Annotated in this window: 31 protein-coding genes, 2 rRNA genes, 1 pseudogene and 1 other annotated feature; of the genes and pseudogenes, 4 read left to right on the top strand and 30 right to left on the bottom strand. The window is 45.7% G+C overall.

The window, feature by feature from the left end; genetic code table 11:
• Position 1 precedes the first annotated feature (1 nt).
• Positions 2–682, bottom strand: a complete 681-nt coding sequence (locus G6R27_RS00170; protein WP_230791113.1) for a DedA family protein — start codon at positions 680–682, stop codon at positions 2–4.
• A gap of 439 nt (positions 683–1,121) precedes the next feature.
• On the opposite strand from G6R27_RS00170, the gene G6R27_RS00165 reads away from it, so the two are divergent.
• The 3 genes from G6R27_RS00165 to G6R27_RS00155 are packed head-to-tail and all read left to right on the top strand — an operon-like array spanning position 1,122 to position 3,289.
• Positions 1,122–2,138 (top strand): zinc-dependent alcohol dehydrogenase family protein, encoded by a 1,017-nt coding sequence (locus G6R27_RS00165; protein ID WP_213819070.1) that lies wholly within the window; start codon positions 1,122–1,124, stop codon positions 2,136–2,138.
• Positions 2,139–2,143: 5 nt separating this feature from the next.
• Complete coding sequence (locus G6R27_RS00160) at positions 2,144–2,857, top strand: DUF6198 family protein (RefSeq protein WP_213819069.1); 714 nt, start codon at positions 2,144–2,146, stop codon at positions 2,855–2,857.
• A gap of 48 nt (positions 2,858–2,905) precedes the next feature.
• On the top strand, positions 2,906–3,289 hold the full coding sequence (locus tag G6R27_RS00155; RefSeq protein WP_213819068.1) for a VOC family protein: 384 nt from the start codon (positions 2,906–2,908) through the stop codon (positions 3,287–3,289).
• A gap of 53 nt (positions 3,290–3,342) precedes the next feature.
• Here G6R27_RS00155 and G6R27_RS00150 read toward each other — a convergent pair.
• The 25 genes and pseudogenes from G6R27_RS00150 to miaA all read right to left on the bottom strand — a co-directional run.
• Positions 3,343–3,549, bottom strand: a pseudogene (locus tag G6R27_RS00150) (elongation factor 4); the annotation flags it as partial.
• 118 nt (positions 3,550–3,667) lie between these two features.
• Positions 3,668–4,612 carry a thioredoxin-disulfide reductase gene (gene trxB, locus G6R27_RS00145; protein ID WP_213819066.1) on the bottom strand — a complete coding sequence of 315 codons (945 nt, stop codon included), beginning with the start codon at positions 4,610–4,612 and terminating at the stop codon, positions 3,668–3,670.
• A gap of 100 nt (positions 4,613–4,712) precedes the next feature.
• Positions 4,713–5,588: a UTP--glucose-1-phosphate uridylyltransferase GalU gene (gene galU, locus G6R27_RS00140; protein WP_213819065.1), complete on the bottom strand. Its 876-nt coding sequence runs from the start codon at positions 5,586–5,588 to the stop codon at positions 4,713–4,715.
• Positions 5,589–5,658: 70 nt separating this feature from the next.
• Positions 5,659–6,669: an NAD(P)H-dependent glycerol-3-phosphate dehydrogenase gene (locus tag G6R27_RS00135; RefSeq protein WP_213819064.1), complete on the bottom strand. Its 1,011-nt coding sequence runs from the start codon at positions 6,667–6,669 to the stop codon at positions 5,659–5,661.
• Positions 6,662–7,627: an HPr(Ser) kinase/phosphatase gene (gene hprK, locus G6R27_RS00130; RefSeq protein WP_213819063.1), complete on the bottom strand. Its 966-nt coding sequence runs from the start codon at positions 7,625–7,627 to the stop codon at positions 6,662–6,664. Before hprK ends, G6R27_RS00135 begins: the two co-directional genes overlap by 8 nt.
• A gap of 4 nt (positions 7,628–7,631) precedes the next feature.
• Positions 7,632–7,985 carry a phage holin family protein gene (locus G6R27_RS00125; protein WP_213819062.1) on the bottom strand — a complete coding sequence of 118 codons (354 nt, stop codon included), beginning with the start codon at positions 7,983–7,985 and terminating at the stop codon, positions 7,632–7,634.
• A gap of 107 nt (positions 7,986–8,092) precedes the next feature.
• Positions 8,093–8,767 (bottom strand): phosphate signaling complex protein PhoU, encoded by a 675-nt coding sequence (phoU, locus tag G6R27_RS00120; RefSeq protein ID WP_213819061.1) that lies wholly within the window; start codon positions 8,765–8,767, stop codon positions 8,093–8,095.
• A gap of 58 nt (positions 8,768–8,825) precedes the next feature.
• Positions 8,826–9,593 carry a phosphate ABC transporter ATP-binding protein PstB gene (gene pstB / locus G6R27_RS00115; RefSeq protein ID WP_213819060.1) on the bottom strand — a complete coding sequence of 256 codons (768 nt, stop codon included), beginning with the start codon at positions 9,591–9,593 and terminating at the stop codon, positions 8,826–8,828.
• Entirely contained in the window at positions 9,590–10,354 is a 765-nt protein-coding gene (gene pstB / locus G6R27_RS00110) for a phosphate ABC transporter ATP-binding protein PstB (RefSeq protein ID WP_420798188.1), read from the bottom strand. The genes pstB (G6R27_RS00115) and pstB (G6R27_RS00110) overlap by 4 nt, the downstream gene beginning before the upstream one ends.
• An 85-nt stretch (positions 10,355–10,439) precedes the next feature.
• Positions 10,440–11,324 carry a phosphate ABC transporter permease PstA gene (gene pstA, locus G6R27_RS00105; RefSeq protein WP_213819058.1) on the bottom strand — a complete coding sequence of 295 codons (885 nt, stop codon included), beginning with the start codon at positions 11,322–11,324 and terminating at the stop codon, positions 10,440–10,442.
• On the bottom strand, positions 11,324–12,247 hold the full coding sequence (gene pstC / locus G6R27_RS00100) for a phosphate ABC transporter permease subunit PstC (protein WP_213819057.1): 924 nt from the start codon (positions 12,245–12,247) through the stop codon (positions 11,324–11,326). Before pstC ends, pstA begins: the two co-directional genes overlap by 1 nt.
• 17 nt (positions 12,248–12,264) lie before the next feature.
• A complete protein-coding gene (locus tag G6R27_RS00095; RefSeq protein ID WP_213819056.1) occupies positions 12,265–13,146 on the bottom strand; it encodes a phosphate ABC transporter substrate-binding protein PstS family protein in 882 nt (293 codons plus the stop codon).
• Between the two features lie 177 nt (positions 13,147–13,323).
• Positions 13,324–14,436, bottom strand: a complete 1,113-nt coding sequence (gene recA / locus G6R27_RS00090; RefSeq protein WP_213819055.1) for a recombinase RecA — start codon at positions 14,434–14,436, stop codon at positions 13,324–13,326.
• Between the two features lie 125 nt (positions 14,437–14,561).
• On the bottom strand, positions 14,562–15,137 hold the full coding sequence (pgsA, locus tag G6R27_RS00085) for a CDP-diacylglycerol--glycerol-3-phosphate 3-phosphatidyltransferase (protein ID WP_213819054.1): 576 nt from the start codon (positions 15,135–15,137) through the stop codon (positions 14,562–14,564).
• Between the two features lie 10 nt (positions 15,138–15,147).
• The gene (locus tag G6R27_RS00080) at positions 15,148–16,002 is read right to left on the bottom strand and encodes a helix-turn-helix domain-containing protein (RefSeq protein WP_213819053.1); all 855 of its coding nucleotides are present in this window, start codon (positions 16,000–16,002) and stop codon (positions 15,148–15,150) included.
• Positions 15,980–17,284 carry an EF-P 5-aminopentanol modification-associated protein YfmH gene (gene yfmH, locus G6R27_RS00075; protein WP_213819052.1) on the bottom strand — a complete coding sequence of 435 codons (1,305 nt, stop codon included), beginning with the start codon at positions 17,282–17,284 and terminating at the stop codon, positions 15,980–15,982. Before yfmH ends, G6R27_RS00080 begins: the two co-directional genes overlap by 23 nt.
• Entirely contained in the window at positions 17,274–18,569 is a 1,296-nt protein-coding gene (locus tag G6R27_RS00070) for a M16 family metallopeptidase (protein WP_213819051.1), read from the bottom strand. Before G6R27_RS00070 ends, yfmH begins: the two co-directional genes overlap by 11 nt.
• 56 nt (positions 18,570–18,625) lie before the next feature.
• Positions 18,626–19,501, bottom strand: a complete 876-nt coding sequence (locus G6R27_RS00065; protein ID WP_213819050.1) for an amino acid ABC transporter substrate-binding protein — start codon at positions 19,499–19,501, stop codon at positions 18,626–18,628.
• The gene (locus G6R27_RS00060; protein WP_213819049.1) at positions 19,498–20,136 is read right to left on the bottom strand and encodes an amino acid ABC transporter ATP-binding protein; all 639 of its coding nucleotides are present in this window, start codon (positions 20,134–20,136) and stop codon (positions 19,498–19,500) included. Before G6R27_RS00060 ends, G6R27_RS00065 begins: the two co-directional genes overlap by 4 nt.
• Before the next feature lie 3 nt (positions 20,137–20,139).
• Complete coding sequence (locus G6R27_RS00055) at positions 20,140–20,781, bottom strand: amino acid ABC transporter permease (protein ID WP_213819048.1); 642 nt, start codon at positions 20,779–20,781, stop codon at positions 20,140–20,142.
• Between the two features lie 48 nt (positions 20,782–20,829).
• Positions 20,830–21,056: a binding site (T-box leader), on the bottom strand.
• Between the two features lie 39 nt (positions 21,057–21,095).
• A complete protein-coding gene (mreD, locus tag G6R27_RS00050; protein WP_213819047.1) occupies positions 21,096–21,620 on the bottom strand; it encodes a rod shape-determining protein MreD in 525 nt (174 codons plus the stop codon).
• A complete protein-coding gene (mreC, locus tag G6R27_RS00045) occupies positions 21,621–22,475 on the bottom strand; it encodes a rod shape-determining protein MreC (RefSeq protein ID WP_213819046.1) in 855 nt (284 codons plus the stop codon).
• 67 nt (positions 22,476–22,542) lie between these two features.
• Positions 22,543–23,550 (bottom strand): rod shape-determining protein, encoded by a 1,008-nt coding sequence (locus tag G6R27_RS00040; protein ID WP_213819045.1) that lies wholly within the window; start codon positions 23,548–23,550, stop codon positions 22,543–22,545.
• A 96-nt stretch (positions 23,551–23,646) separates the two neighbouring features.
• The gene (locus tag G6R27_RS00035; RefSeq protein ID WP_213819044.1) at positions 23,647–23,820 is read right to left on the bottom strand and encodes a hypothetical protein; all 174 of its coding nucleotides are present in this window, start codon (positions 23,818–23,820) and stop codon (positions 23,647–23,649) included.
• Positions 23,821–24,729 carry a tRNA (adenosine(37)-N6)-dimethylallyltransferase MiaA gene (gene miaA / locus G6R27_RS00030; RefSeq protein ID WP_213819043.1) on the bottom strand — a complete coding sequence of 303 codons (909 nt, stop codon included), beginning with the start codon at positions 24,727–24,729 and terminating at the stop codon, positions 23,821–23,823.
• Between the two features lie 80 nt (positions 24,730–24,809).
• On the opposite strand from miaA, the gene G6R27_RS00025 reads away from it, so the two are divergent.
• Positions 24,810–24,995: a DUF3042 family protein gene (locus G6R27_RS00025; RefSeq protein WP_213819042.1), complete on the top strand. Its 186-nt coding sequence runs from the start codon at positions 24,810–24,812 to the stop codon at positions 24,993–24,995.
• A gap of 47 nt (positions 24,996–25,042) precedes the next feature.
• Here the strand turns inward: G6R27_RS00025 and G6R27_RS00020 are convergent, their stop codons facing one another.
• The 4 genes from G6R27_RS00020 to G6R27_RS00005 form a co-directional block, all read right to left on the bottom strand.
• Entirely contained in the window at positions 25,043–25,453 is a 411-nt protein-coding gene (locus G6R27_RS00020) for a rhodanese-like domain-containing protein (RefSeq protein WP_213819041.1), read from the bottom strand.
• Positions 25,454–25,516: 63 nt separating this feature from the next.
• Positions 25,517–26,224, bottom strand: coding sequence for an adaptor protein MecA (locus tag G6R27_RS00015; RefSeq protein ID WP_213819040.1), 708 nt, complete (start codon positions 26,222–26,224; stop codon positions 25,517–25,519).
• Positions 26,225–26,403: 179 nt separating this feature from the next.
• Positions 26,404–26,520: ribosomal RNA gene (gene rrf / locus G6R27_RS00010) — 5S ribosomal RNA — on the bottom strand.
• A gap of 79 nt (positions 26,521–26,599) precedes the next feature.
• Positions 26,600–26,850: ribosomal RNA gene (locus tag G6R27_RS00005) — 23S ribosomal RNA — on the bottom strand; the annotation flags it as partial.

The raw sequence follows: 26,850 nt of genomic DNA, 5'->3' as shown, positions 1-26,850 counted from the left end.
CTCAGTCCTCATCTTTCTCTTGGCTGGGTTTTGTAATTAAGTCAATGATCCACTGCCGAAATTTAGCAGAGCGTAACGTCAACACAACCACGATCACTGCTAATCCGATGCCAACCGGCAATACGCCCTTTGGCAAAGTTAAGTGCCCAAAGAAGTAGCCGATGGTTACCATCGAAATCGACCAAATGGTCGAGGCTAAGGCTGACATGTGGAAATACGTTTTAAAAGGTAATTTCAACCGGTGGGCCGAAAGTGGCACAATGGTTCGAACAAAAGGGACGAACCGGCCCAAAATAATGAAAAGCTGCCAACGTTTCGGATTCAAATTGGCCGTTATCTTTTCGGTCATTTCTTCATTTAAGTGCCGCTTCACCCAAGGAATTTTGTCGACCTGTTTAATAACCCAAGCGCCTAGCCAATAGTTAATTGAATCGCCAATTGCAGAAGCCAAGGCAAAGAGCAGGACCAAAATCAAAAACTCCTGTGGCGAATGGTGCCGCCCAGCAAAACCAGCGGCCGTCATCACCAGGGCATCGCCCGGAATAAAACCGGTCACGATGCCACCAGTTTCAATTAAAATCAGTAAGAATAGGATGCTTAATTCAACGATTGAGAAATTCGCATCAACATGCCCGATGTGGGTCACCCATTCTCCAATTGCGCCAAAGGCCGCTATCATCATGTATTCAAACTCCTCAATTGAGCTATCCAAAAGGCCACAGTCGACCAGCAAAAAATTCTTGGATCTTATCTTAAACAATTCCGATTAATCTAAGATAAAACACCGTTTACCTACTTCCATCATACGCTAAGAGCCCGTCAAAGTCTGCCTCCTAAGCGCACTTTTTTAACAAAGCATCCAAAAATCAAAAAAGTTCGCACCATCACCAAGCATTCTAAGGTAAAAAAAAGGCGCACCCAAGGCACTAAGCAGCATACGAAGCAAAAAAGCATCAACCTTTCGGTCACTTTGTTCACTTATTATAAATGAATGAATAGGCATTAAATGTTCGTAATACTAAAATAACAAAAAGTTTTCTTTTTCACTTGACATTAGTTTGCTCAATGTTTAATATATATTGTGTAAAGAAATACAAAGAATTTATTTGGAGGATCAAGTCATGGAAGCACTTGTCTTAACTGGAAAGAAACAATTGGAAATCAAGAACATTGATAAGCCTGAAGTAAAGCCTAATGAGGTGTTGATTCACACGGCTTACGCTGGTGTTTGTGGTACCGACCACGCCCTTTACGCCGGAGAACCAGGATCAGCTGATGCTGTTCCACCTATCGTTTTGGGCCACGAAAACTCTGGAGTTGTTAAGGAAGTTGGTTCAGCGGTTACAAACTTGAAGGTTGGCGACCGTGTTTCAATCGATCCAAACATCTACTGTGGCCAGTGCAAGTTCTGCCACACGAACCGTCCAGAATTGTGCGAAAACTTGTCAGCCGTTGGGGTTACTCGTGACGGAGGTTTTGAAGAATACTTCACTGCCCCAGCAGAAGTGGTTTACCCAATCCCTGACAACGTTGACTTGAAGTCAGCAGCCATTGTTGAACCAATCTCATGTGCCATCCACGGTATGAAGTTGTTGAAGCCATCCCCTTACCAAAAGGCTTTGGTTATCGGAGACGGTTTCATGGGTGAACTCTTCGTTCAAATCTTGCAAGCATACGGTATCCACCAAGTTGACTTGGCCGGTATCGTTGATGAAAAGTTGAAGATGAACAAGGATCTCTTCGGTGTAAAGAACACGTTCAACACGATGAACGGCGACAAGATCCCTTCATCAGAATACGATATTGTGATCGAAGCCGTTGGTATGCCACAAACGCAAGAATCAGCCATCGAATCAGCTGCCCGTGGTGGTCAAGTTTTGATGTTTGGTGTTGGTGGTCCTGATGCTCGCTTCGAAATGAACACATACGAAGTCTTCCAAAAGGAATTGACGATCCAAGGATCATTCATCAACCCTAACGCCTTTGAAGACTCATTGGCACTCTTGGCATCTGGTAAGTTGAACATCAAGCCATTGATGTCTCACGAACTCGAATTGGCACAAGTTGACGACTTTGTTAACGGTAAGTTGGGCGTTGTCTCAAAGGCCGTTGTTAAGGTCGGTGGTGAAGAGGCCTAAGACCTATGAAAAACAGCACCCGTACACTAGGCTGGGGGGCGACCCTTTCCTACTTCGCTTTCTCTTTGGTGATTAACGCCATGGGAAACGTCTTAACGATTGCTACGAGTCAAAAAATCCACCCCGCTTTTTTGGGATCTGCCTACTGGACAGCTGCTGAAAACGGCTGGAACATTTCCTTCATGGGAAACACTTCCCTCGGTTTGTCCGTCGTTTTCTTCGCTGTTGGTGTTTTGATCGCCATCATGAACATGATGTTGGAACACAAGATTGACTGGCTTCGTTTCTTTGGAAACATCGCCTTCGTCTTGCCCTTCTCTTTCTTGATTGGTATTTTCTCCAACGCCTTCAACCAATGGATGCCAGAAGCACACGGATGGCCAATGGTTGTTTTGTACGTCTTCTTGAACTTCTTGGGTGTGGCCTTGATCGCAACTGCCATTTCCATTTACCAACGGACAAACGTTGTGTTGCACCCTGCAGATGACTTAATGCAGATCTTACGTTTTAAGTATTTCAAGGGCAACGCCGGAATTGCAATGTGGGTTTCCTACATTCCGCCAACAATCATCGGAATTATCGCGTTGATTGCCGTACCAGACTTTTCAAACTATGGATTAGGAACGGTCTTTGCCTTCCTCTTCCAAGGAAACATTACTGGTTGGGCTGACACACGGATTTTCTCAGGGTTAAAGCACCAGGGAATCACCGTTGACTAATTCCATTCACCTGCTCGTAGAAGAAAAAAGAAAAAGGAAGTGCACAACATGGCATTAACGGATTACTTTGATGATATTCAACACGTAGGCATTCCTACGACTGATTTGGATCGGGCCGAAAAGTTTTGGTCAAGCATCGGTTTTAAGAAGATCGGTGACTTTGCTGCTGGCCCCGTCAAGTTCATGCAATATGGCCACTTGGTTATCGAGACCTGGTTGTCCGATGAAGGAACCGGTAAGCCTGGTGCCATTAATCACATCTCGATGAACACAACGGATGCCGACAAGGCATTTGAGGAAGCCAAGAAGATGGACTTAGACCTGATCGATTCAGAAGTGCAACACTTGCCTTTCTGGGATCACGGCATCAAGTTCTTCAACGTTCGGACGCCAGACGGCGTAACCTTGGAATTCTGTGAAATCGTTAAATAACTTTTTCAAATGAAAAAGCGCCCTACCATTCGATGGCAGGGCGCTTTTTATATTCATTCATTTAATGAAAGCAGCGCGTTAAACACTTCTTGTAATAACACAATATCAAAATGTGCAGCTGAACGCTTGTTGACGTTTTGTCGGCGTAATAAGGCCTGCTTTTTCGAGACACTCCGCTGTTCCCCATTCACGGCAGCGTTTTTTCGCAAAGGCGGCATATCGACTCGAGCAACGACTTTTCCTTCAATGATAGCTTGAATGGCACTGATTCAATCAATTCCATTCGATCGGTTAGAATGGAAGTCCAATGAGTTGAATTGGCATACGCGCTCCTTTATACAAAAAAAGCAACACCAGGGTTGCTTTTTTTACTCAATTTTATTGCTCATCACCTAGTGAAGAGACATAGTTATAAGCTTCTTGACCAGCCAGTCCGCCGTCGCCAATAGCCGTGGTAATTTGACGAAGGTCTTTTTCCAAAACATCGCCAGCTGCAAAAACACCCGGAATCGACGTTTCTAAGCGTTCATTGGCTTTAATCCAACCATTTTGGTTCGTTATCCCCATGGATTTAAAAGAGGCTGTATTCGGCTTTAATCCGATGTAAATGAACACACCGGCCGTTTTAAAGACAGAAGTTTCCCCCGTCTCATTGTTCTTCAAATCAACAGACTGAACCTCTTCTTCATTACCGTTGATCGCGGTCACCGACGTATTATAGACAAAGCGAATATTATCCTTTTGCTTGGCTCGTTCTTGCAAGATTGGCTGAGCCTTCAACTTATCCCCACGGACAAAAATAGTAACTTCCTTGACGATATTGGCCAAGAAAATGCCCTCTTCGACAGCAGAATCGCCACCACCGACAACAACAACATGCTCTCCTTTGAAGAAGGCAGCATCACAGACGGCACAGTAAGAAACGCCTTTTCCTTGGTAATCTTCTTCTCCAGGAACACCCAGATGTGTGTGTTCCGATCCAGTTGCCAAAATCACAGCGGGCGCCGAGAAGTCCCCCATGTCCGTGTGCACCACCTTATTCTTGCGATCCGACACGTCAACAGAAGTAACCGAACCAAAGGCATATTCTGCGCCAAATTGCGTAGAAGAAGCGTACATCTTTTCAGCCAGGTCAGGCCCCATGATGCTGTTATAGCCCGGATAATTTTCAACTTCAGCCGTGTTGTTCATTTGGCCACCGTAAATCCCCTGGTCCAGCATTACGGTCTTTAGCTCCGCACGGGAGGCGTAGGTTGCTGCAGTCATACCGGCAGGTCCAGCACCGATAATAATGACATCATAATTCTTCACTTCTTCAGCCATAAGCACTCCTTTACTCATTTGGATGAATCATCAGTTCTATTGTATATCTTAAAAATACATTTGTCGAATTAAAAAAAGAGGTGTCTAGACCTCTTTTTTATCACAACTTAGCTGCGATTTCCTTAATGTAAGCACGCAGTTCGTCTTTTACCTGTGGGTGCTTCAAACCAAATTCGATGTTGGTTTCCAAGAAGCCGATTTTAGAACCGATGTCGTATCGGTTACCCGTAAACTTGTGAGCATAAACATGTTGCCGATTGTTCAACGTGTCGATGGCATCCGTCAATTGGATTTCACCACCCTTACCAGGCTTTGTCTGTTCCAATTCTTCAAAGATTTCAGGGGTCAAGAGGTAACGACCAATAATAGCCAAATCAGAAGGAGCATCTTCTGGCTTTGGCTTTTCAACAAAGGACTTCACACGGTAGAGCCCGTCTTCTTTTACCTTAGCGGCTGGATCGATCACACCATATTCAGATACACGATCGTGTGGCACTTCCATTACTGCCAGTGTCGATTCGCCCGTTTCGTTGTATCGGTCAATCAACTGCTTAGTCAATGGTTCTTCGTCTTGCATCAAGTCATCACCGAGCAAAACGACGAATGGCTCGTCGCCGATGAAACTCTTAGCAGTCAAAATGGCATCTCCTAAGCCCTTTGGACGTGACTGACGGATGAAGTACATGTTGATGTCCGTTGTTTCCTCCACCAACTTCAACAATTCCAACTTGTTCTTCTCACGCAAGTTGTTTTCCAATTCAGGGTTGGAATCGAAGTGGTCTTCGATGGAGCGCTTTGACTTTCCATCAACGATGACAATGTCTTCAATGCCAGACGCGATGGCTTCACGAACGATGTATTCGATCGTTGGCGTATCAACAATTGGTAACATTTCCTTTGCCAAAGCCTTTGTTGCTGGCAAAAAACGAGTTCCCAAACCAGCGGCAGGGATAATGGCTTTACGTACAGGTTTCATTCTATCCTACTTTCTTTTCAGCCGCAGAATTGCACGACTGTCGTTCTTATCCATTATAGCAAAACTTTCACTAATCTTCAGCTTTCAAGGGCCTTGTCATCAAATCGTTAATTCCCTGATCGATTGTCTTGCCTTCATAGATGACTTGGTACAGGGTTCTCGTAATTGGCAAATCTAGGTCAAATTCCTCTTCAAAGTCAACGACGGCCTTAATGGTATTTACGCCTTCAATGACCATCCCCATTTCTTCTTCAACTTGAGCAAGGGGCTTCCCTGATGCCAAAGCAACGCCAGCACGGTAATTTCTTGAGTTGGGTGACATCCCGGTCACAATCAAATCGCCAATGCCAGCCAAGCCAAGGAACGTTTCTCCTTCGGCACCCAAGGCTTTTCCGACCTCTCTTATTTCAACTAAGCCACGTGTCAACAAAGCCGCTTGCGCATTGGCCCCATAACCTTTGCCAATCAACATTCCAGAACCGATGGCGATGATGTTTTTCAAGGCGCCACCAAGTTCGGAGCCAACCAAATCAGAATTCGTGTATGGACGGAAATGTTCGTTGGCTAAAGCCGCCTGCAAAAGGCGGGCAGCCGCGTCATCCGTCGACCCAATTGAGATGGCCGTAAGGTCACCCTTTACGACATCTTCAGCGTGGGATGGCCCAGAGATCACCGCCAGGCCAGTCACAAATTCAGCTGGAATTTCGGCCTCAATCATTTGCGAAATGCGCAAATGAGTCTTTTGCTCGAGCCCCTTTGCTGCATGAGCCAAAACCACTTGTTGCCGCTTTTCCTCTAGAATGGTGCCCAACTGTTTGGCAACCTGACGAATGGCCTTCGTTGGCACAACCAAGAGCACGATATCGGCTCCTTGAACGGCCAGAGCCATGTCGTCTGTAGCCTTTAAGTTCGAATCCAAAGAGGCGCCTGGAAGATATCGTGCATTTGTCTTTTTTAAAGCAATTTCTTTAGCTTGTTCTGCTTTATGTGACCAGATGGTGACGTCTTGTTCGTTTTTGGCCATGGTATTGGCCAAGGCGGTTCCCCATGAACCGGCTCCAAGGACTGCAATTTTAGTCATGTTTCTTTTCCTCAGCGTCTTCTTTTTCGTTACTTTGCATGGCTTTATCCATCCGTTCTTGCAACGTCTGTAAGGCATCGTAGCCCATGTTTTGGGTGCGGAATTTGACAGCGGCCGCGTCAATGACGGACGCCGTATTCCGTCCAGGGGTCACGGGAACCACCATCTTTTTAACTTTGACGCCTAGGATATCCAAGGTTTCATCTTCATTACCCAGCCGGTCAAAGTTCTCTTCACCAATCTTTCCGTTAGACAAGTGGATATTTAATCGAATGGACGCATGCGAACGAACTGAAACCGCTCCGTACACCTGTTGAACGTCAATAATTCCAACGCCACGAACTTCCATCAGATTCTGTAGTACTTCCGATGGTTGACCGATTAGTCGTTGTTCATCTTCTTGGTGAATGTCGACCCGATCATCAGCGACCAGTCGCGCTTTTCCTTGCTGAATCAACTCCAAAGCTGACTCGGTCTTACCAATCCCAGCATCACCAGTAATCAAGACACCCAGTCCATGAACATCAATTAAAACCCCATGAACAGCCTGCCTTGGTGCCAATTCGCCACCAAGATAATAGGTCATGTTCGACAGAATCTGAGAAGACGTCAAATGAGTCGTCAAAATTGGAATGCCCGCTTCATCAGCCGCCTGCTTTAATTCATCGGCAATTGGCAAATTCGTCGACACAACAAAGGCAGGTGTCTTTTCATCAGCCATCTTACGGTAAACCATCAGCAATTCATCATGTGACATCCGCTCGGAAAAAGACGTCTCCGTAATACCCAAAAGTTGGACACGCTCGGGAGCATAATAGGTGAAATAACCCGTCATTTCGAGTCCAGGACGGGAAATATCAGCGGTTTGAATCGTTCGATCCAAATGCTTTTCTCCAGAAACAATGGTTAACCGCGTGTGTTCGACTAAATCTTTTACAGTTACTTTTTTTACTGCCATCTGACTACCTCCTAATGTCAATATGAGTCCGATCCATGAAAATTAAGTTGGCAACGGTTAGCAACACGGCCACAAGCAAGGCCCACCAAAAGTTTGCAAAGGCAAAGCCCGGCACCAAGTAGGCCGTTAACTCAAGCATTGCAGCGTTAATCACCAGAGAAAACGCGCCCAAACTAAGCACCAAAAGTGGCAGCGCCACCATCAACAATGCCGGCTTTAAGAGTTGATTCAAAGCCGCCAAGACGAGGGCGGCAATTGCTGCTGCCAGCATGTTTTCTAAAATAAAGCCATTCGGGAATAACAGGGCACAAGCCAAGAAAACCGCCATGTTGATGGCTGCTTGCATGATAAAGCGCATAGGCACTCCTTTAATCGTATTTACTAGCTTCATTATACCAAAGACCAGACAGTCGGAAAATTAAAAGCAAGAAAAAAGCCCCAAAAAGGGGCTTTTCAACAAATCGTTTAAATAAAGTAATTGTAACCAGGGTTTAATTCAATGATCTTACCCGTTCGCTTATAAACAATCCATTCGGCGATGTCAGTCGTGTAATCGCCAATTCGCTTAATGTAGCCGGCAATAACCAAATAATCGGCTGCTGAGTCAACTAAGTCTGAATCCTCTTTCATTCCAGTGACCGAATCAGTCCGAACTTTAGCGGCAGCATTGGATAATTGGTGATTTTTAGCCGCAATGTTTTCGGCACCGAGGGCATCGTTTTTCACATAGTAGGACATGACCTCTGAAACCATTGTAGCGACCAGTTCACCCATCTCACCCAATTTCTTTTCAACGGGATGCATGTGCTTGGTCCCCTTCACACGAATCGTTGATGTGGCAATGTTTCGTGCCTGATCTCCCATTCGTTCCAATACAGAAACCGCCTTTAGGATCGTGACAATTTCGCGCAAGTCGGTCGTCACTGGCTGGTACAAGGCAATCATTTCAAAGGTTTTCTTTTCCAAAGCGGCTTCGCGCTCATTGATCTTATAATCGTTGTCAATGATCTTGTGAGCCCCTTCGCGGTCATGCTTAATAAACGATTGAACGGCTGCCTTGATCGTCCTAGCAACCTCTTCACCCATTTCCGTAAAGGATGAGTCCAAATCAGCTAATTCTTCATCAAATAATCGACGCATGGTGTATTCCTTTCAAACTAAGAGCCAAGTGGGCTATGCAAAGACAAAACAGTCAACCTTAACCGAAGCGACCGGAAATATAATCCGCGGTTTCTTGCTTCTTTGGGTCGATAAAGAGCTTTCTCGTGTCCCCCGTTTCGACCATGTCACCATTTAGGAAAAAAGCCGTCCGGTCAGAAATTCGAGAAGCTTGTGAGAGCGAGTGCGTCACAATAATCATGGCGTATTTGTCGCGCAATTCGAGCAGGGTTTCTTCGATGTTATGTGCGGATACCGGATCCAGAGCCGAGGTGGGCTCATCCAATAGCAGCAAATCGGGTTGGGTGGCCAAAACACGAGCAATCGAAACACGCTGCTGTTGTCCACCCGAAAGGCCAAGAGCAGACTTATTCAAACTATCCTTCACCTCTTCCCAGATAGAGGCCGCCTTGAGGGATTCCTCAACTGCTTTATCCAAGACAGCTTTATCCTTTACGCCAGCCAATCGTAGGCCAAAGGCCACGTTATCATAAATCGAGAATGGGAAGGGATTTGGTTGCTGAAAGACCATTCCGATCTTTTTTCGTAGGTCAACTGTATCCGTCGTTGGTGCATAGATATCTTGACCTTTGAAGTTAAAAGAGCCCGTTACGGTAATGTTATCTTCCAAATCATGCATGCGGTTTAAAGCACGCAAGTAAGTCGACTTTCCCGAACCAGAAGGGCCGATCAAGGCCGTAATCCCCTTTTCAGGAAAGTCCAAATCGATGCCGTGCAATGCTTCTTTATTTCCATACCAAAGCTTGACGTTACGCGTTTCTAAGATCGTTTTATTTTCTTTTGTCATCCGAAATTACCTGAAATATAATCATCGGTCAACTTGACCTTGGGGCGAGTAAAAATCTTACGAGTCAAATCATACTCCACCACTTTTCCCTGATGGAAGAAAGCCGTGTAATCAGAGATTCGAGCAGCTTGCTGCATATTGTGCGTGACAATAATGATGGTGTAATACTTCTTTAGCTCAAGCAATGTTTCTTCAAACTTAGCAGAAGAAATTGGATCCAAAGCAGAAGAAGGTTCGTCCAATAACAAGATGTCTGGTTTTAACGCCAGCGCACGGGCAATCACCAAACGCTGTGCTTGTCCCCCGGACAAAGCAAGGGCCGACTTGTTCAGCTCATCTTTGACCTGATCCCACAAAGCAGCTTGCTTTAGTGTCGTTTCGACAATCTCGTCCAGCTTCTCTTTTGTGTACTTTCCCCGTCTTGTTAGTGGAAACGTAATGTTATCGTAGATCGACTTGGCAAAGGGATTTGGCCGCTGGAAAACCATTCCGATGTGCCGACGCATTTCATAAACGTCGATATCCTTCGAGTTGATATCCAAGCCACGGTACCAAATGTGTCCACTAACATTGGCAACGCCGTCATTCATCCGGTTTAAAGACCGCAGGAAAGTCGATTTTCCAGAACCAGAAGCACCAATCAAAGAAGTAATCTTATAACGCTCAAACGAAAGATCCCCCTCAGACAAAGCGAGTTTGTCCCCGTAGCGAACTTCGAGCTTCTCCGTTGACAATGCCACTTCGTGCTTATCATTGTCCATTTGATAAATGAAACGATCCGGCCGCTTCTCTGGAATAAAATCAGCAACAGGCTTCAATTCTTGACTTTTATCTGTCATGCTAACCTCACGATTTCGTTAACTTCTTGTATAGCATCATACCAAGTCGTCGTGCTGAAAAGTTAAACAGGAGCACCACGATGATCAAAACAGCGGAGGCACCAGCCGAAACCGCCGAAAGGTCAGGCATAATTCCTTCGGAATTAATCTTCCAAATGTGAACCGCTAAGGTTTCAGCAGGTCGGAAAGGCGATAGTGGCGAAGCTAAGTTGAAGGGATTCCAATCGCCAAAATCAAGCGTTGGCGCGGATTGTCCAGCCGTATAAATCAAAGCCGCCGCTTCACCAAAGACTCGTCCAGCAGAAATCACAACCCCGGTCACAATCGAGGGTACCGAAGCGGGCAAAATGATGTGAATGACCGTTTCGAATCGAGATAAGCCAAGTGCTGCTCCTGCTTCTCGTTGCAGGTTGGGAATTTGGCTGAGCGAACTTTCGATGGAACTCGTCAAAATTGGCAAGTTGAAGAAAGTCAGTGCGATCGCACCAGACAAGATGGAGAAGCCCAAGTGGAACTTCACCACAAAGATCAGAAAGCCAAAGAGTCCAACGACAACGGAAGGCAAAGAAGACATCACTTCAATGGCCGTACGGATAATTGAGATAAAGAGACTTGGCTTGGCGTATTCATTTAGGTAGATGGCAGCGCCCAAGGCGATTGGAAAGGAGATCAGCATCGCTAATACCAAGAGGTAAAAGGAGTTGAAAAGCTGAATTCCGATTCCCCCACCCGCTTCAAAGGAGCGGGCAGAAGCCGTTAGGAAATGCCAGGAAAGGTGCGGTAATCCACGCACCAGGATAAAGGCGAGCATGGCGACCAAAATCAAGGCCACCGATGACGCAATGGCGTAGATGACGCCAGTCGCGATTTTGTCGGCCGTCTTTGCATTCATTATTTCAACTCTCCTTTACGTCCAATGAATCGGATTAAGATGTTGAAGACCAGAGACATTAACAAGAGAATCATGGCCAAAGACCACAAGACGTTGTTTTGAAGCGAGCCCATGACCGTGTTTCCGATTCCCATCGTCAAGACGGAAGTCAACGTAGCTGATGCCGATACCAAGGAGTTTGGCATGTTTGCGGCGTTTCCGATCACCATTTGGACAGCCAGCGCTTCACCGAAGGCACGGGCCATTCCAAAGACGATGGCAGTCAAAATACCAGGTGTTGCTGCCCGCAAAATGACCTTTTGGATCATTTGCCAGCGGGTCGCCCCAATGGCCAAAGCGGATTCTCGGTAATGACGCGGCACACCCTTGAGCGTGTCGACCGTCATGGACGTAATCGTTGGCAGAATCATAACGAACAAGACGATCGTTCCAGACAAAATGCCCAGTCCCGTTCCGCCAAAGATGGCACGAACCGTTGGCACAACAACTGTCAAGCCAATGACACCGTAGACAACGGAGGGAATTCCCACCAGTAATTCGATGACCGGTTGCATAATCTTGGCGCCCCTTTTATTGGCAACTTCTGTCATGAAGACAGCCGTTCCAATGGCAAAGGGTGTGGCGACCAAAGCCGCTAAGAAGGTCACGGCCATTGAACCGACGATCAAGGGCAGGGCTCCGACGCCGGGTTGACCGGTTTTTTTGTTCACAACGCTTGGGTTCCAATCCGTTCCGAAGAGGAAGTGACCAAGCGAGACTTTGTTGGTTGTAAAGGTAGCCAAGCCACGCGAGATGACAAAGCCGAAGATCAAGACGACAACGGACGCAATTAAAATCAAGGCCGTAATCGAGATCAGTTTTCCGAATCGATCCTGTTTGGTCGAAAGGGAAGTTTTTTTAATTTTCTCAGTAATCAAATCCATTATTCGATCGCTTCCTCTTATTTGCGGGTAACATGACCATTTACATCGCGATCAATTTGCATGTTTTTCATCGTGATGTAACCCAGTTTCTCGACATACTTATCTTGGAATTCCTTTGAATCCATGTATGAGAGGAACTGTTTCGTGTCACCTTCGGGCTTGCCCTTCGTGTAGATGTGCTCGTATGACCAAATTGGGTAAGTGCCGTTTTCAACGTTTTCGTTGGTTGGCTGAATCCCGTTCACTTTGGCCATCGTGACATCGTTTGACTTGTAGGCAAAGGCGACGTAAGAGATGGCGCCAGGCGTGCTTTTGACAATGGATTTTACCATTCCAGAAGAATCCTGTTCCTGTGCTTCCTTAGAAGAAGCCCCCTTCATCGCCCATTTTTCAAAGGCTGCTCTTGTTCCCGAACCAGCGGCTCGGTTGACTAAGACAATCGGTTGATCTTGTCCGCCGACTTCTTTCCAGTTTTGGATTTTTCCAGTAAAAATATCCGTTAACTGCTGCAAAGTCAGGTCTGACACACCGGCTGATTTGTTGATGATCGGCATGATCCCAACAACGGCAACCCGGTGATCAACAAGGTCTTTTGACTTGATTCCTTTCTTTTCTTCCGCATAAAGATCGGAGTTCCCTAGAGAAACCGCTCCTTGTGCAATTTGCGATAGGCCGGTACCAGAACCGCCACCCTGAACCGTGACCGAAACGCCAGGGTGAGACTTTTGATAGTCTTCCCCAGCAGCTTCGACTAGAGGTTGTAGCGCGGTGGAACCGACTGCGGTGATCGGTGCTTTGTTTCCATTCTTATCTCTTGTTTGATAAGCAAAGGCAAGTAATCCTACCATGAAAACGACGACAAGGGCCGTGATATAAGCCCCACGGTGCGATCTTTGCATGAGCGTTTTTCCCCCACTGTGTGCAAAAGATGAACTAACAACAGAAAAAATGTTCCAAAACTACGTAAATCGATTTGTATCGTAACAAAGGATAACCAGTAAGGAACAAGGCCATTATAACAAAAAAAAGCGTCCAGGACGCTTTTTGAAATGAAATTAATATCTTAATTTAGGGGATTAAATAATTGGTTCGTCCGTTAAACCATCGTCTTTCTCAGGCTTTTCGGCTGCATCCGTTTCATCTGGTCCAGCTTCAGTCGCTTTCTCATCACCAATTCCGTATGCATTACGAACTTTCTTATACAAGTCCTCACGCAATTCAGCGTGTTCTGGATCATCCAAATATTCTTTGGCCTTTTCTCGACCCTGACCAATTCGTTCGCCCTGATAGGCGTACCAGGAACCAGCCTTGTCAATAATGTCTTGATCAACGGCAAGATCAAGAATCTCACCAGTCTGCGAGATTCCTTTTCCATACATAATGTCGACTTCGGCCACCTTAAAGGGAGGGGCAACCTTGTTCTTAACAACCTTTACCTTGGTCAAGTTTCCCATGACGTCAGACCCGTCTTTAATCTGAGTCGACCGACGAACTTCCAACCGAACCGTCGAATAAAACTTCAAAGCGCGACCACCCGGCGTGGTTTCAGGGTTACCAAACATCACGCCGACTTTTTCACGAATTTGGTTGATGAAAATCGCAATCGTACCCGTTCGGTTCAAGGTTCCAGCCAACTTACGCAAGGCTTGGGACATCAAACGGGCTTGCAAGCCAACGTGGGCATCGCCCATCTCCCCTTCGATTTCGACACGTGGAACCAAAGCAGCAACCGAATCGACAACGACCATGTCAACTGCCCCGGATTGAACCAAAGCATCAGCAATTTCCAAGCCCTGTTCACCAGTATCTGGCTGGGACAGCAACAATTCATCCTTCTTGACACCTAACGCTTCGGCATACTTTACATCCAAGGCGTTTTCAGCATCGATGTAAGCAGCTGTCCCACCGTTCTTTTGGATTTCTGCCACGGCGTGCAAGGCAATCGTCGTCTTACCAGACGATTCTGGACCGTAAACTTCAATAATCCGTCCTTTTGGATAACCACCAACACCGAGCGCCACATCCAACTTCACGGATCCAGAAGGTGACGTGGCTACTTGTGTCGTCTGATTGTCGCCAAGGGTCATAATCGAACCCTTACCGAAATTTTTCTCAATTTTCTTGAGCGCTTCACTTAAGGCTGCCTGACGGCCGTCCTTTTTATTATCGCTCGTCTTCTTTGAAACCATATGAAAACTCCTTATCGTCTACTCATAGTTTACGGATATCCGTTCTAAAATGCAAGGGTTTTTCGAACATTTGTTCGCTTTATTTCCCCAACTATTAGATGAAACGAAAAAAGCGCCTGAAGCGCTTAAAGTCCGTCAGCAAAAACCGAGCGATTTTGCCAAAAATAATCAATTCCAGAATAAATCGTAAAGAAGACCGCGATGTAAAGCAGTACTTCGCCAAATGGCAAGCCGACCAATGAAAATGGCCAGTCCTTCAAATACAAGAAGAAAATAGCAAACATCTGCGAGAAGGTCTTAATCTTGCCCGGCCAAGCAGCAGCCAATACCGTTCCGTTGTTTTCAACGATCAACGTACGCAAGCCAGTAACGGCCAATTCGCGAATCACAATCACCGTTGTCACCCAGGCTGGCACTTGCAGGAAAGCCGTTAGGTAAATCAAGGCCGTCATCACTAAAAGTTTGTCAGCCAATGGATCGAAGAATTTTCCGAAATTTGTCACCAACTGTTTGCGACGGGCGATCTGTCCGTCCAAGAAGTCCGTGATGCAGGCAATCGCGAAAACGATGGCTGCCAAGACCCAGTTCATGTTGGGTTCCGTCATGAAGATGGATTCTTCTTGACCCGGCCATGACAATAAAATCATGAAAACCGGAATCAAGATGATGCGAAAGACCGTTAATTTATTTGGCAAATTCATGAAGAACTCCTTACTTGTTAAAGTTCAAGGCCACATTCCAAGTCGTTGCACCATTTGGTAAGTTGGGCACGTCGATGTGGTTATTGTTGATGGTCATCGTCAGGTGACTAATGTTGTTTGCCGTCACCGTCATCCCTGCTGTGTTGGCCGATACGTCAAGCGTTTCTTCCGCATCCTTTTTCACCGTCTTATCCAACAAAACCTTGCCCGTCCCATCAGTAACTTTCACAGTCGTGTCGCCATCTTGTCCCTTCAAGACCAGCTTGTGGGCTTGGGTCAACGAGTTGGCCACATTGTAGGTGGTCTTTTTGGCGTTTGTATCCGTCTGTGGATTCTCCAGCTTCAGGTTATTAGCCGAAGAAGATGATGAGATGGATGATGACGGCTGTGGAACGGAAGAAGAAGCTACGTGCACTGTATCATTCGATGAGTCGCTTCCCCCGTTGTTGACCCGGGTCATGACGAACCAGGCAACGGCCAAAACAGCTAGGGTCAAAATAACCAGCCAAATCTTTGGAATGAAGCCACGGAAGCGTGACTTGAACGTCTCTGTCGAACTAACGCCAGCACGAACCACCCCATCGTCATCACGGTGTGCATAAGATAAATCAGAAGAAACATAAGGATCGAAATCAACTTCTTCAAACATATCATCTGGGTTCAAACCAACCGCCGAAGCAAACTTCTTGGCGAAAGCCCGGGTGTAAAAGGGGCTTGGCAAGACATCTTGGTCATCTTCTTCGATAGCCTTTAAAAACTTTGGCTGAATTTTGGTCATTTCAGCGAGTTGTTCAAAGGAGTAACCCTTTGCTTCGCGAGCTTCTTTTAGTTGTTGGCGAATGTCACTTGTTAAATTTTCTACCATTATCTCGACTTCTTAACATAAATTGGGTCAAAGGACCCGGTTTAAAGGCAGCCTGCACATACTTGTTAACAGCATCTGGTGCAAACCCTGCTAATAGCTTCATTTTATCAAAGAGTGAGAGGTCGCACAAGATCAAATCCTCATCTAGGGCCCACTGTTCTAATCGATCTTGTTGTTGGCTGTTTTCACCGATCAACGCCCGCTGCAACAAAGTCCATTCCCTTTTAAAATCCGCTAGTCGATCCGGTAAAACAGTCAATCGTTTGGCGATGAGATCCCCCTGTTCTTGTACTCGTTTTCCCGAGGTAAAGAAAACCACATAGGCATCTTTTTCCATCACGACCAACTCATAGTCAAAGTCATCGCCAAGATCCCCCTGCTGATAATGTTTTTGGTACCAATCGCTTTGTTCGCCAAAAACCAAATCTAAAGCGATCTCCCCCAACAAGCGCTGGGTCACTTTGTTTAATTCGGGCAAAACTGGCAAACGTTTGAGTAACGCCAATTTGTCTTGTGCGACTGAAAAATCTTGAACAGCCGTCCGATTGCGATCGGTCGGCAGTTTTAACGACACGTTCTGGTCTTGTTTCATCCCCGAGCGGGTCGCCACCTTGTCTTGTGCTTCTTGCACCCATTTTGTTAACTCATCGAAATCTTGGTCACCAACAATGGTTAACGTCAAATTGCTCGGCTGGTAAAAGGCTTCGTGAACGCGGTAAAGCAACTCCGCCGAAATGGTTTTTAACGATTCTGGAGTACCGGCGATATCAGAAGCTAAGGCGGTATCTGGAAAGGCCGTCGCCATTAGTCCCTGATAAAGAGCGGAAAAAGGATCGTCTTCATAACCCGCGATTTCTTCTTCAATAATCCCCCGCTCGCGCGCCACCGTTTTTTCTGTAAAGAAGGGTTCCTGGACAAATTTCAATAAAATAGTCAAATTCTTTTTAACTTCTTGATTCGTTGAAAAATAATAGCAGGTGACATCGTTTGAAGTAAACGCATTCGCATCGGCACCAAAAGCAGCAAAGTCCAGGAGCACATCGCCTGCTTGCTTATCAAAAAGTTTGTGCTCCAAAAAGTGAGCCGTTCCAGCCGGAATCGTCTCCAACTCCCCTTTTTGATTAACAAAGTGCCGCTGCAACGCACCGAAACGTGTCGCTAAGGAAGCCACTGTCTGATGATAAAATGGTTTTTTTATCAAATGAACACGAAGGCCATCTTTCGTGACAAAATGCTTGACCTGATGGCTTTCGACTATCGCTTGGGAGGGTTTACTGACCATTTGCTGCTGCTCCTTTCTCCATGACTAAGCGGTTAATCGATTTTAGTTTAGCTGCTAAGGCAACGATTTCTTCAATGGTCACAGCTGATATGGCAGCTGCCAATTCGGAGGCAGTCGGAAAATCAACCGTCAGCCCCCGGAAAAGTTCTTCCATGGCACTTTCTTGGGGTGAATCCGCCATTTTTTTGCGACCGGATAAGACAAGTTGCTTGGCTTGGTCAAAAGCCCCTTGGTCAATTTTTCCTTGTTTCAAACTTTCTAATTGTTCGTCGATCAGCGTCAGGACTAACCTTCCTTTACCAAGGGAGCATTCAGCCAAAACCGTCACCAAACCAAGATCCCAATGCAAACGTGACGCAACATGATAGGCCAACGATTGCTTTTCACGCACTTCACGAAAGAGCAAGGAAGATGGCCCCGCACCGAAGTAAGCGTTTAAAACCATTGCGGCGGCTAAGGTCTCGCCTTCGTTTGGTAACTTAAAATGCGCCAGGGCGATAGCTTGTTGAAAATCCTCTCGGAAGACAACTGAAAATGGACGATTTAGCACAGCAGGACGCTTCGCTCTTGGCTGCAACGTCTTGGTATTCGAATCCTGTCCTACTGCTTTCTTTGGCCAAGTAGCCAATTGCTTTTCTAAAAACGTATCCGACATATCTCCTTGCACGTCGACAATCCGCCAGTCAGTTGTCACCATCTCCTCGTAGGCTTGCTGAAGTTCGTCTAAAGTCAAAGCGTTAACTTCTTCAAGAGACCCAAGAATTGATTCTTGCGCTGCTTTATCCTTGAAGAGTCGCTGCCGCGCTTCATCCATGGCGACCGTGACTTTGTCATCCGTACGCGCCAATATTGCTTGTGCTAAATTTTGCTTCTCCGCTTTTAAAACAGCCGGATCGAACCCTGCCTTTTCATCAAAACGCTGGTCAAAAATCATTTCCTTCAAGAAAGCAAGAGCTTCTTTTTCTAAGTCCATCCCATGGACTAAGGACGGATCCAAACGCTCACTTTTAACAAAGGTTAATGAAAAAAGGAGCACGTTTAAATTTCCATAGGACTGGACGCGAACTTGATAGTTCGCACCAAATAAAGCCATCAATTTTTTAGTGACTGCCTGCTGATTGGGATACTTCATTGAGGCCACCGCCATCAGATAAGACAAAAGGGCTCGTTTGCTGGCTTCACCAAAAACGGCTTCTTTAACAAAAGCAATGGTGACCGTCTGGCTATTAAATTGTTGGCTCCGCGTATTTTTAACCGACCAGTCGGATCGACTTTTTTCCGCCATCACCCTTTCCTTTCTTCGAAAAAGTCGCGTTCGGGACTCCCCTCACGCGACTAAAGTTATCGTTTTTCTTCTGTTGGTCCAAAATCAAGACTCGTTTGACCAAACCAGCGTCTTTCTAACTGCTGGATAAAACCAGTGTTTTTCAACTTAGCTAATTCTTGATTCACTGCTTTTTTCAGTCCCTTGTCGCCTTTTCGGAAGGCCACAACATCGTCTGAAATAGCAAAATCTCCAGTCAGCAAAGCATAATCATCCGGATTGGCTTGTTGTTTAATGTAGTACGCTGCGTAGTCCTCGTCAACCAAAAGACCGGTAAGCCGATTTGCATTCAGGTCTGTAAAGGCCTTATCAAAAGTATCGTACCCAATCGCTTTTTTTCCAGCAATGTATTGTTTTAAGACGGCTGGTTGGCTGTTCAAAGCATTTTCTCCAGAAGATCCGGTTTGCACACCCAACACTTTACCGGCCATCTGATCAAAACGATGGACGCCCGATGACTTCTTCACTACCAAAGCCAGCTGAGCGCGGTGGTAAGTTGATGAAAAGGCCACTTGTTTAGCACGTTCTGGCGTTTTGGTATACCCGTTCCACAAGGCATCAATATTTCCGGTGTTCAATTCGGTTTCTTTCATGGACCAATCGATTGGCTGCCACTTGACCTTAATCCCCAAATCGGCAAAAACTTTTTCTGCCAAATCGACATCAAAGCCAACCAACTTGCCCGATCGATCGCGAAAGCCCATGGGTACAAAGGTGTCATCAAGGCCAATCGTGATTGTCTTTTGTTTCTTAATCTCCGACCATTGATCCTCACGGGCGACAACCCCGCCACTATTTGGCTTGGCAAGAACCAAAAAAGCCCAAATCAAAAAGGAAAAAAAGGCCAAAGCAACCAAGAGGTTGACGGTAATTTTTTTCTTTCTTGAAATCATCGTGCGACCTCTTTTTCAAAATCAAAGGTCTTGTCTGCTACCTTCTTGGAAAAAGGCAGGTCGTGTGTCACGACAATCTGTGAGACCCCCTCTTTTTTAAGCGTTAGCATGACATCTGCCACCTGATCGGTTGCCTTTTCATCCAGACCAGAAGTCGGTTCATCATAGGCGATGACCTGTGGATCCATGGCCAGGGCCCGAGCGATGCCCACCCGCTGCTTTTGGCCACCCGAAAGTTGGTATGGGTAAAGCTTCGCTTGATCAGACAAACCTAATTTAGCCAATAGATCAGCCGTTTTCGTTTCAGCATCAACTCGCACCATCTTCTTCACTGTCAAGGGAGCCAACATGATGTTTTCTTCGACTGTGAGATGTGGAAAGAGGTTGAAATCTTGGAAAATCAGACCAATTTGAGAAGTAAAGGCTGAATCGGAAACGGCATATTCCCGGCCATCCATCACAATTTCACCAGACTGGGCTTCTTCTAAGCCAGTCAACGTCTTGATCAGCGTGGTCTTTCCAATGCCAGATGGTCCCAAAATGGATAAGATTTCACCATCGTTTAAGGTTAACGATAAATCGTTAAAAATTACTTTTTCGCCATATTGTTTGGATAAATTTTTGATTTCAATCATGGTTTACCTCCACACATTCAAGCGCTTTTCACTGGCGCGCAAGAGCACCGTCACAACAGCCGTCATGATCAAATAAAGGGCACCAACAATCAGATAAGGAACCAAGGTCACGTCCCGGGCAGCCGCAATCGAACCAGCACGAAGAATATCGCCCAACCCAATAACGTAGATCAAAGACGTATCCTTAACTAAGTTAACGACCTCGTTTCCAAAGGATGGGACAACAATTTTAACAACCTGTGGTAATACCACTTTGAAAAAAGTCTGCGTTTTCGACAGTCCCAAAACCTGGGCGGCATCAAACTGCCCCTGGGGAACGGACTGTAGACCACCACGGAAAATCTCAGCTAAGTAGGCCGCATAATTAATGATAAATGCAAAGGCCGCAGCCTCGAATCGAGTAAACGGAACGCCCACCATAGCTAAGCCATAATAAATAAAGATCAACTGCAACAGCAATGGCGTACCACGCATAATCCAGATATAACCATTAACGAGCCATCGAATGGTAAAGTAGGGCGACTTCATGGCCAAAGAGGCCAAAATACCCAAAGGAACTGACCCAATAATGGTGATAAAAAAGACACCGAGTGTCATCTGTAAGCCGGACAAAATGCCCGGTAAGAAAGCTGTCATGTTTTCCATCATTTTCTCCAAAGTTACAACATATAAAAAGCCCTCCAAGCGACATGCTTAGAGGGCGAATAGACGCGGTCCCACCTCATCGTTATCCCACCATTGCTGGCGAAATCTCAAAACGTTTGAAAACGTTCGTGCGTAACGGGCACAACCGATGTTAGCTACTATAATTCACTAGCACACTCCTAGGGGTGGTTCACAAAAGGGCTTCTGCTTACTTCCAATGACCGTAAGCTTCCTGAAAGAAACGTCTTTGCTACTCGCCTAGTCAACGATTTATCTTCTGTTTATTATAACGGGGACGAAGGGACTTTGCAAGCTTATCCCAAACGTTGGAACAACCCCCAAGCCGGGTAGTAAAAAATAGCTGCGACAACTAAATTGAACAATGCCGTTGGCATGAACAGATAAACAATGAATGCCAGCAAACTCAAGTTGGCAGCCCCAATCAACTGTCCAGCCACATAAGTGACGAAAAGATAAATCATCAAGCCGATTAAGAGCAAGAGTAAGCCAGACATCATCCGTTCATCAAAGTAAGGACGTAACTTTTCCATCGCAAAGGTCCCAACCAAAAAGGCCAAGGTATAGGTTCCCAAGATTCCGGTATAAAACACATCGAACAAAATGCCGAAAAGAACCACATAGGTGTAATAAGGCAGCTTTTTTTCAACGCCAAATTGAATGGCGTAAAAAAGCCAAGTAAAGGTCATCATTGGCATGGCATGAATCGGTTCTTTCATCAAAAAACCGAGTGAAGCCGCCAGGTTTCCGTCCATCAAAAACAAAACAAGTAAGATGAGAGGGAAAATGAATTGGAAACGAATCAATTGCCAACCTGCCATTTAAGCATCCATCTCTTTCTTTGCGACCAGAACCGTAGCGATTTTAGAAAGGTCAGAAGACGGTTCGATATAAATCTTTTTCGACAACCCGTAAGAATCTGTCGTAACATCAGCAATCTTTCCAACCAAAAGGCCAGAAGGAACCAGACCGCCAAGCCCAGAGGTAACGACGGTATCGCCCTTGTTAATGTTGGCCGAATTAGCAATGGAACTCATGACTAACAATTTCTTGTCAGCATCGTAATCCGTAACGATACCGTTTGTGTCACCCGATCCCCCCTTCACCGTAATCGCAATTCGGTTGGTATCTTCTGAAGTATCAGAAATCAAGGTGACTTTCGAGTTGACGGTATTGACCTCGGTCACCATTCCAATGATGCCTGAATCGCCCATAACAGCCATTCCTTTTTTCACACCTGATTTGGCCCCTTTATCAATCACTAACTGTGAATTCCAAGTAGTTGGTGAGCGTGAAATCGTCACGGCAGAGATCGTGTCATAATCGGTCATTGTTTTCTTTAATTCAAGTTGCTTTTTTAGCGACCGGTTTTCGTCTTCTACCGTTTGCAGTTTAACCTTATTTTGAGCGTATCCATCCACCTTAGCTTTCAAGGCCTTATTCTCAGAAAAGGTGTTCAGCAAATTAGCCAACGAATTGGCTCTTGTTCCGACAGCGTTTGTCGGAATCGAGATAATTTTGGCAACACCACCAGTCAAATCGTTGACCACTCGTTGGAAGAATGGCGGATTATTGGTTTTCTTTGCCCACCAGTTCGAACCTGCGATTAGACCGGCCACCATCAGGAAGCCAACCATTAGTAACACAACGGTTCGCGATGAAAAGATTTTACGCATGCTTCATTCCCCTCTGCGCTGACAAATAAAAGCGTAGCGCAAGCGCTACGCTTTTTCTAAAACTTTCTTAATTACGGCGCAAAATTTCAAGTGACTTCAAAGACTCACCAACGCCCTTTACAACGGCGTCCATTGGTTCTTCAGCCACAATAACCGATACCTTGGTTACGGCTTCAATCATTTCAGGTAAGCCACGCAATTGAGCGCCACCACCAGTCAAAACCATCCCATGATCGATCACATCAGCAGCGATTTCAGGTTGGGTTGACTCCAGTGTTTCGCGGATCGCATTAACCACTTCGTTAACGGGGTCTTGGATAGCCTGCGCAATATCGATTGCCTGTACTTCAATTGTCTTTGGCAACCCAGTCAATAGATCACGACCACGAGCCGTTGATGCGGACATCTCCTTGGCATCTTGCAAAGAAACCGTTCCGACCTCGATCTTCAAGCGTTCAGCCGTCGTTTCACCAATGGCTAGGTTGTAGTTATTACGAACATAAGAACTGATCGATTCGTTTAACTTATCACCGGCAAAACGCGTCGAACGAGATGAAACAATTCCACCAAGCGAAATCGTTGCAACATCCGTCGTTCCGCCACCAAAATCAACCACCATCGATCCGGTTGGTTCCATAACTGGAAGGCCAGCACCGATCGCTGCGGCAAATGGTTCTTCCAAGACATAGGCATCACGAGCGCCTGCCACACGGGCAGCATCAATAACGGCTCGACGTTCTACAGCCGTAATTTTTGCTGGGACACCAAGCGTTACAAACGGCTTACCAACGCGACCACCAAGGGCCTTCTTCAAGTAATAAGAAATCATGGCAACCGTTGTATCGTAATCCGCGATTACGCCATCACGCATTGGGCGGATCGCCGCAATGGAAGCGGGTGTGCGTCCAAGCATGGCACGGGCTTCTTCACCGACTGCAATAATTTCGTTGGTTTCAGTATTTCGAGCCACAACAGAAGGTTCACGTAAGACGATTCCCTTGCCTTCTACGTATACATAAGTGTTGCTTGTTCCCAAGTCGATACCGACGTTATGTTGTCCAAAAGATAATGCCACAATCTTGCCTCTCAATTAGGGCCAAGCCGATAGCTGGCCATTTATAATTTTAGTTTACTTGCTAATATTGTAGCACAAATCAACTCATTGAACACCCTATTTTGAGCGAACGTAAGTGACTTTTCCGGCACGTTGGGCAATGCCCTTGACCGTGTTTTGATAAGGAAAAGCAGACCAAGCTTTCTGAAAAGCAGGGAAATTTTGGGGCTCGACAGTAATGGCTTCAATCTCGCCGTTTCGTAAATCTAACAAAGCTTGTGCGTAATCCATTTAGTTATCCTTTTCTTCTAAAAAATTCGTTACACGGTTGACAGCTTCAGCAAACGGCTTTTGTCCGTCAATCCATTCGAGCCCTTCAATTTGGTGACGCCAATAGGTCAATTGGCGCTTGGCATAGCGCCTCGAGTCCTGCTGAATCAAAAAAATCACCGTCTCTTTGGTCATTGTTCCTTCAAAATAAGGATAAAATTCCTTATAGCCAATTCCACGACCAGCTTGCAAGGCAAGTCCACCAGCATCGTAGAGTGCTCTTGCTTCGTTTTCTAGCCCCTTTTCCAGCATGACTAAGACCCGATCGTTAATTCGCTCATAGAGCTTCTCCCGTGGCCAGTCAAGTCCTAAGACCAAGGCGTTGTAGATCGGTCTTTTCGGCGCTTCTTCCGTCTTTTTGCCGTGACGGGCAATCTGCAAGGCCCGAAGGACCCGAGCTTTATTCTTCAGATCAACCCGTTTGAATAAGTTTTCATCAGCTATTTTCTTGAGCTCGTCAACCAAATCAGTCAACGACCGTTTGGCATCAATCCGCTGTTCTTCTTCGTTTGAAGGTGCAAAATCCAGTTTCTGCTGGCCTAAGAGTGCTTTAACGTAAAAACCAGTGCCACCAACCACAATGGGCAGCTTCCCCCGCTTTCGAATCGCAGCAATCGCCTGATCAGCTTCTTTGACAAAGTCCGCTACTGAGAACTGCTCTTTCATATCAACCAAATCAAGTAACCACTGCGGTCCACGGGCAAGTTCCTTAGCATCAGCTTTGGCCGTCCCGATATCAAGATCTTTATAGACCTGCATCGAATCGGCAGAAACAATTTCGCCATTAAATTGTTCGGCTAAGTCCATGGCCAGACTGCTTTTTCCAGAAGCCGTTGGTCCAGCAATGACAATGAGTTGATTAGAATCCATTGGTATCCTTTCTTGCTTCACATTTACAAATGAAGCAAAATCGACGATAATAGAAAACAAGTTAAAAAAAGGAGATTGACATGTCAAAGGGATTTAAATCTGGATTGATCGCTGGCGTTCTTGGATCCGCCGCAGCTGCCGCAGCCACTGCTTTTGGTTACAAGAAGGCCGTTGTTGCACCACAAGAAAAAGCAGACGAAGAATATGAAGACGTTTCCAAGCAAGCTGTTCGTCGTTCGAAAGCGGCCCACCAGTCACGCTTCTAATCATTTCGTTTCAAATAAAAAAGAATCGCTAACCCAGCGATTCTTTTTTATTTACGCTGATTGTTTTGACGCGCAACATATTGACGAAAACCACCGGCCATCAAAAAGACCTGCTTTTTATCAGCACCTTCTTTTTTTAATTGCTTCGCCACACCGTTCGCTGCTTGTAGCGTGTCCCCATACAAAAAGATTGGCATATCCTTACGCAAGCCCGATTTTCCCTGTGAGAAAGTCAGTGCAGGCATATTACGTGCCCCTTTCAAGTGATGACGCTTGAACGGTTGCTTTTCACGGACATCGATCAACTGACCATTTGATTCCTGTGCCTTTGAAACAAACTGATCGGCCTTCAATACCGTCCCACGCTGCTTGGCAAGAAACCGAGTCATTAAATTGGAAATCACGTAAAAAGCCAAAATGAAAATCAGAATTAGGGTAATAAAGCTAAACAATTGCATAAAGAAACTCCATAAATAAGATAAGACTATTATACAAGACTTTGATTTTCCATGCGAACCAAATTAGCGAGAAGCAAAAATCGCATTCAACGACTGAATTGCTCGGCCTTCAAAGAGAACTTCACCATGCTCAGACAAAAAAGAGTCTGATAACTTAGAAAAACGACCGTATTCAATCAGCGTTGCAAAAAAGGCATTCATTTCAGCAGCCGTCCACTCCAAATAACGGGCATCAACGGACAAGAAATACTGATCCTTATACCGATAGACAAAAGAGCGGCCCGAAAAGTTATCTAAGACTGAAGTCAAGGACAACAAGGTTTCGAAGTCTTCAACAGCGATTACTTCAATCCGACCAGTCGTAGAAACAGACGATTCAGATGATTGGCCCTTACTCAGATCTTCTTCTTGCAAAGCGACCTTCTTGTCAAGCGAAAGCTCGTCGATAGCCGAAAGCCCCTTTTCGTCTTGATCACCTTCTTGTTTTTGACCTTCAGTTAACGAGTTCAAAAAGTTTCCAAGAGATTCCTCATCATCCAAACGAGAAATAAACAATTCCAAACCATTTTGGTTGGGCAACACTTGGAATGAAACTTTGTCGTTGTCGACAAACTCATCCTCCGTGTCTAATTCCGAAAGAATGTTGTAGAAAAAAGATTCAATTTTATTGCGGTCCGATAATAGGTCACGAACCGAAGTCCCCCTATCCTTCAAATCGTCGTTTTCGACCATTACACGGATGGTGTTATCGTTTATGCGTTCCATTTCCATCAGATCACCTCTGTTTCACCAGAAGACTACTCGAAATTCATCTAGTATTTACTTACTATTATACAAAAGGTCGAAATAAAATGACAGCCCACCAAGAATCGAAAACTTGGTCTTTTTTCGAAACCAATTTATAAAAGAAAAGACCAGTCAATTGCTTGACTGGTCTTTCATATGTACAGGCATCGCGTCGTCCTATCCTCGCAGCCAGCGTTCCGGCAACTACTTTTGGCGCTAAAGAGCTTAACTTCTGTGTTCGAGATGGGTACAGGTGGTTCCTCTTTGCCATCAACACGACACCTTTTGAGCTTTTACACTCAAAACTAAATAATCCTTACTTCTCTTTTTCCTTAAATATCCCTTTACTCATTTGACTCTTTGGTTAAGTCCTCGACCGATTAGTACTAGTCCGCTCCATCCGTCACCGAACTTTCACTTCTAGCCTATCTACCTCATCATCTCTGAGGGGTCTTACTCTATTCATTAGATGGGAAATCTCATCTCGAGGCGAGTTTCACACTTAGATGCTTTCAGCGTTTATCTCATCCATACGTAGCTACCCAGCTATGCTCCTGGCGGAACAACTGGTACACCAGCGGTATGTCCATCCCGGTCCTCTCGTACTAAGG

Origin of the sequence: Fructobacillus papyriferae (assembly GCF_018437225.1) — a bacterium.
Classification (GTDB): Bacteria; Bacillota; Bacilli; order Lactobacillales; family Lactobacillaceae; genus Fructobacillus; species Fructobacillus papyriferae.
This window is presented reverse-complemented; position numbering and strand designations above follow the sequence as displayed.

Bases quoted from the DNA above. Each gene is read 5' to 3' on its own strand.
- G6R27_RS00155 (WP_213819068.1), top strand. From the start codon at position 2,906: ATGGCATTAACGGATTACTTTGATGATATTCAACACGTAGGCATTCCT.
- G6R27_RS00095 (WP_213819056.1), bottom strand. From the start codon at position 13,146: ATGCAAAGATCGCACCGTGGGGCTTATATCACGGCCCTTGTCGTCGTT.
- hprK (WP_213819063.1), bottom strand. From the start codon at position 7,627: ATGGCAGTAAAAAAAGTAACTGTAAAAGATTTAGTCGAACACACGCGG.
- miaA (WP_213819043.1), bottom strand. From the start codon at position 24,729: ATGGATTCTAATCAACTCATTGTCATTGCTGGACCAACGGCTTCTGGA.
- G6R27_RS00065 (WP_213819050.1), bottom strand. From the start codon at position 19,501: ATGATTTCAAGAAAGAAAAAAATTACCGTCAACCTCTTGGTTGCTTTG.
- pgsA (WP_213819054.1), bottom strand. From the start codon at position 15,137: ATGAATTTGCCAAATAAATTAACGGTCTTTCGCATCATCTTGATTCCG.
- pstB (WP_420798188.1), bottom strand. From the start codon at position 10,354: ATGGACAATGATAAGCACGAAGTGGCATTGTCAACGGAGAAGCTCGAA.
- mreC (WP_213819046.1), bottom strand. From the start codon at position 22,475: ATGCGTAAAATCTTTTCATCGCGAACCGTTGTGTTACTAATGGTTGGC.
- G6R27_RS00165 (WP_213819070.1), top strand. From the start codon at position 1,122: ATGGAAGCACTTGTCTTAACTGGAAAGAAACAATTGGAAATCAAGAAC.
- yfmH (WP_213819052.1), bottom strand. From the start codon at position 17,284: ATGGTCAGTAAACCCTCCCAAGCGATAGTCGAAAGCCATCAGGTCAAG.
- G6R27_RS00025 (WP_213819042.1), top strand. From the start codon at position 24,810: ATGTCAAAGGGATTTAAATCTGGATTGATCGCTGGCGTTCTTGGATCC.
- recA (WP_213819055.1), bottom strand. From the start codon at position 14,436: ATGGTTTCAAAGAAGACGAGCGATAATAAAAAGGACGGCCGTCAGGCA.
- G6R27_RS00160 (WP_213819069.1), top strand. From the start codon at position 2,144: ATGAAAAACAGCACCCGTACACTAGGCTGGGGGGCGACCCTTTCCTAC.
- galU (WP_213819065.1), bottom strand. From the start codon at position 5,588: ATGAAACCTGTACGTAAAGCCATTATCCCTGCCGCTGGTTTGGGAACT.
- G6R27_RS00135 (WP_213819064.1), bottom strand. From the start codon at position 6,669: ATGACTAAAATTGCAGTCCTTGGAGCCGGTTCATGGGGAACCGCCTTG.
- G6R27_RS00060 (WP_213819049.1), bottom strand. From the start codon at position 20,136: ATGATTGAAATCAAAAATTTATCCAAACAATATGGCGAAAAAGTAATT.
- pstA (WP_213819058.1), bottom strand. From the start codon at position 11,324: ATGAATGCAAAGACGGCCGACAAAATCGCGACTGGCGTCATCTACGCC.
- G6R27_RS00125 (WP_213819062.1), bottom strand. From the start codon at position 7,985: ATGCGCTTTATCATGCAAGCAGCCATCAACATGGCGGTTTTCTTGGCT.
- G6R27_RS00055 (WP_213819048.1), bottom strand. From the start codon at position 20,781: ATGGAAAACATGACAGCTTTCTTACCGGGCATTTTGTCCGGCTTACAG.
- G6R27_RS00020 (WP_213819041.1), bottom strand. From the start codon at position 25,453: ATGCAATTGTTTAGCTTTATTACCCTAATTCTGATTTTCATTTTGGCT.
- G6R27_RS00170 (WP_230791113.1), bottom strand. From the start codon at position 682: ATGATGATAGCGGCCTTTGGCGCAATTGGAGAATGGGTGACCCACATC.
- pstC (WP_213819057.1), bottom strand. From the start codon at position 12,247: ATGGATTTGATTACTGAGAAAATTAAAAAAACTTCCCTTTCGACCAAA.
- phoU (WP_213819061.1), bottom strand. From the start codon at position 8,767: ATGCGTCGATTATTTGATGAAGAATTAGCTGATTTGGACTCATCCTTT.
- mreD (WP_213819047.1), bottom strand. From the start codon at position 21,620: ATGGCAGGTTGGCAATTGATTCGTTTCCAATTCATTTTCCCTCTCATC.
- pstB (WP_213819060.1), bottom strand. From the start codon at position 9,593: ATGACAAAAGAAAATAAAACGATCTTAGAAACGCGTAACGTCAAGCTT.
- trxB (WP_213819066.1), bottom strand. From the start codon at position 4,612: ATGGCTGAAGAAGTGAAGAATTATGATGTCATTATTATCGGTGCTGGA.
- G6R27_RS00015 (WP_213819040.1), bottom strand. From the start codon at position 26,224: ATGGAAATGGAACGCATAAACGATAACACCATCCGTGTAATGGTCGAA.
- G6R27_RS00070 (WP_213819051.1), bottom strand. From the start codon at position 18,569: ATGGCGGAAAAAAGTCGATCCGACTGGTCGGTTAAAAATACGCGGAGC.
- G6R27_RS00035 (WP_213819044.1), bottom strand. From the start codon at position 23,820: ATGGATTACGCACAAGCTTTGTTAGATTTACGAAACGGCGAGATTGAA.
- G6R27_RS00080 (WP_213819053.1), bottom strand. From the start codon at position 16,002: ATGGTAGAAAATTTAACAAGTGACATTCGCCAACAACTAAAAGAAGCT.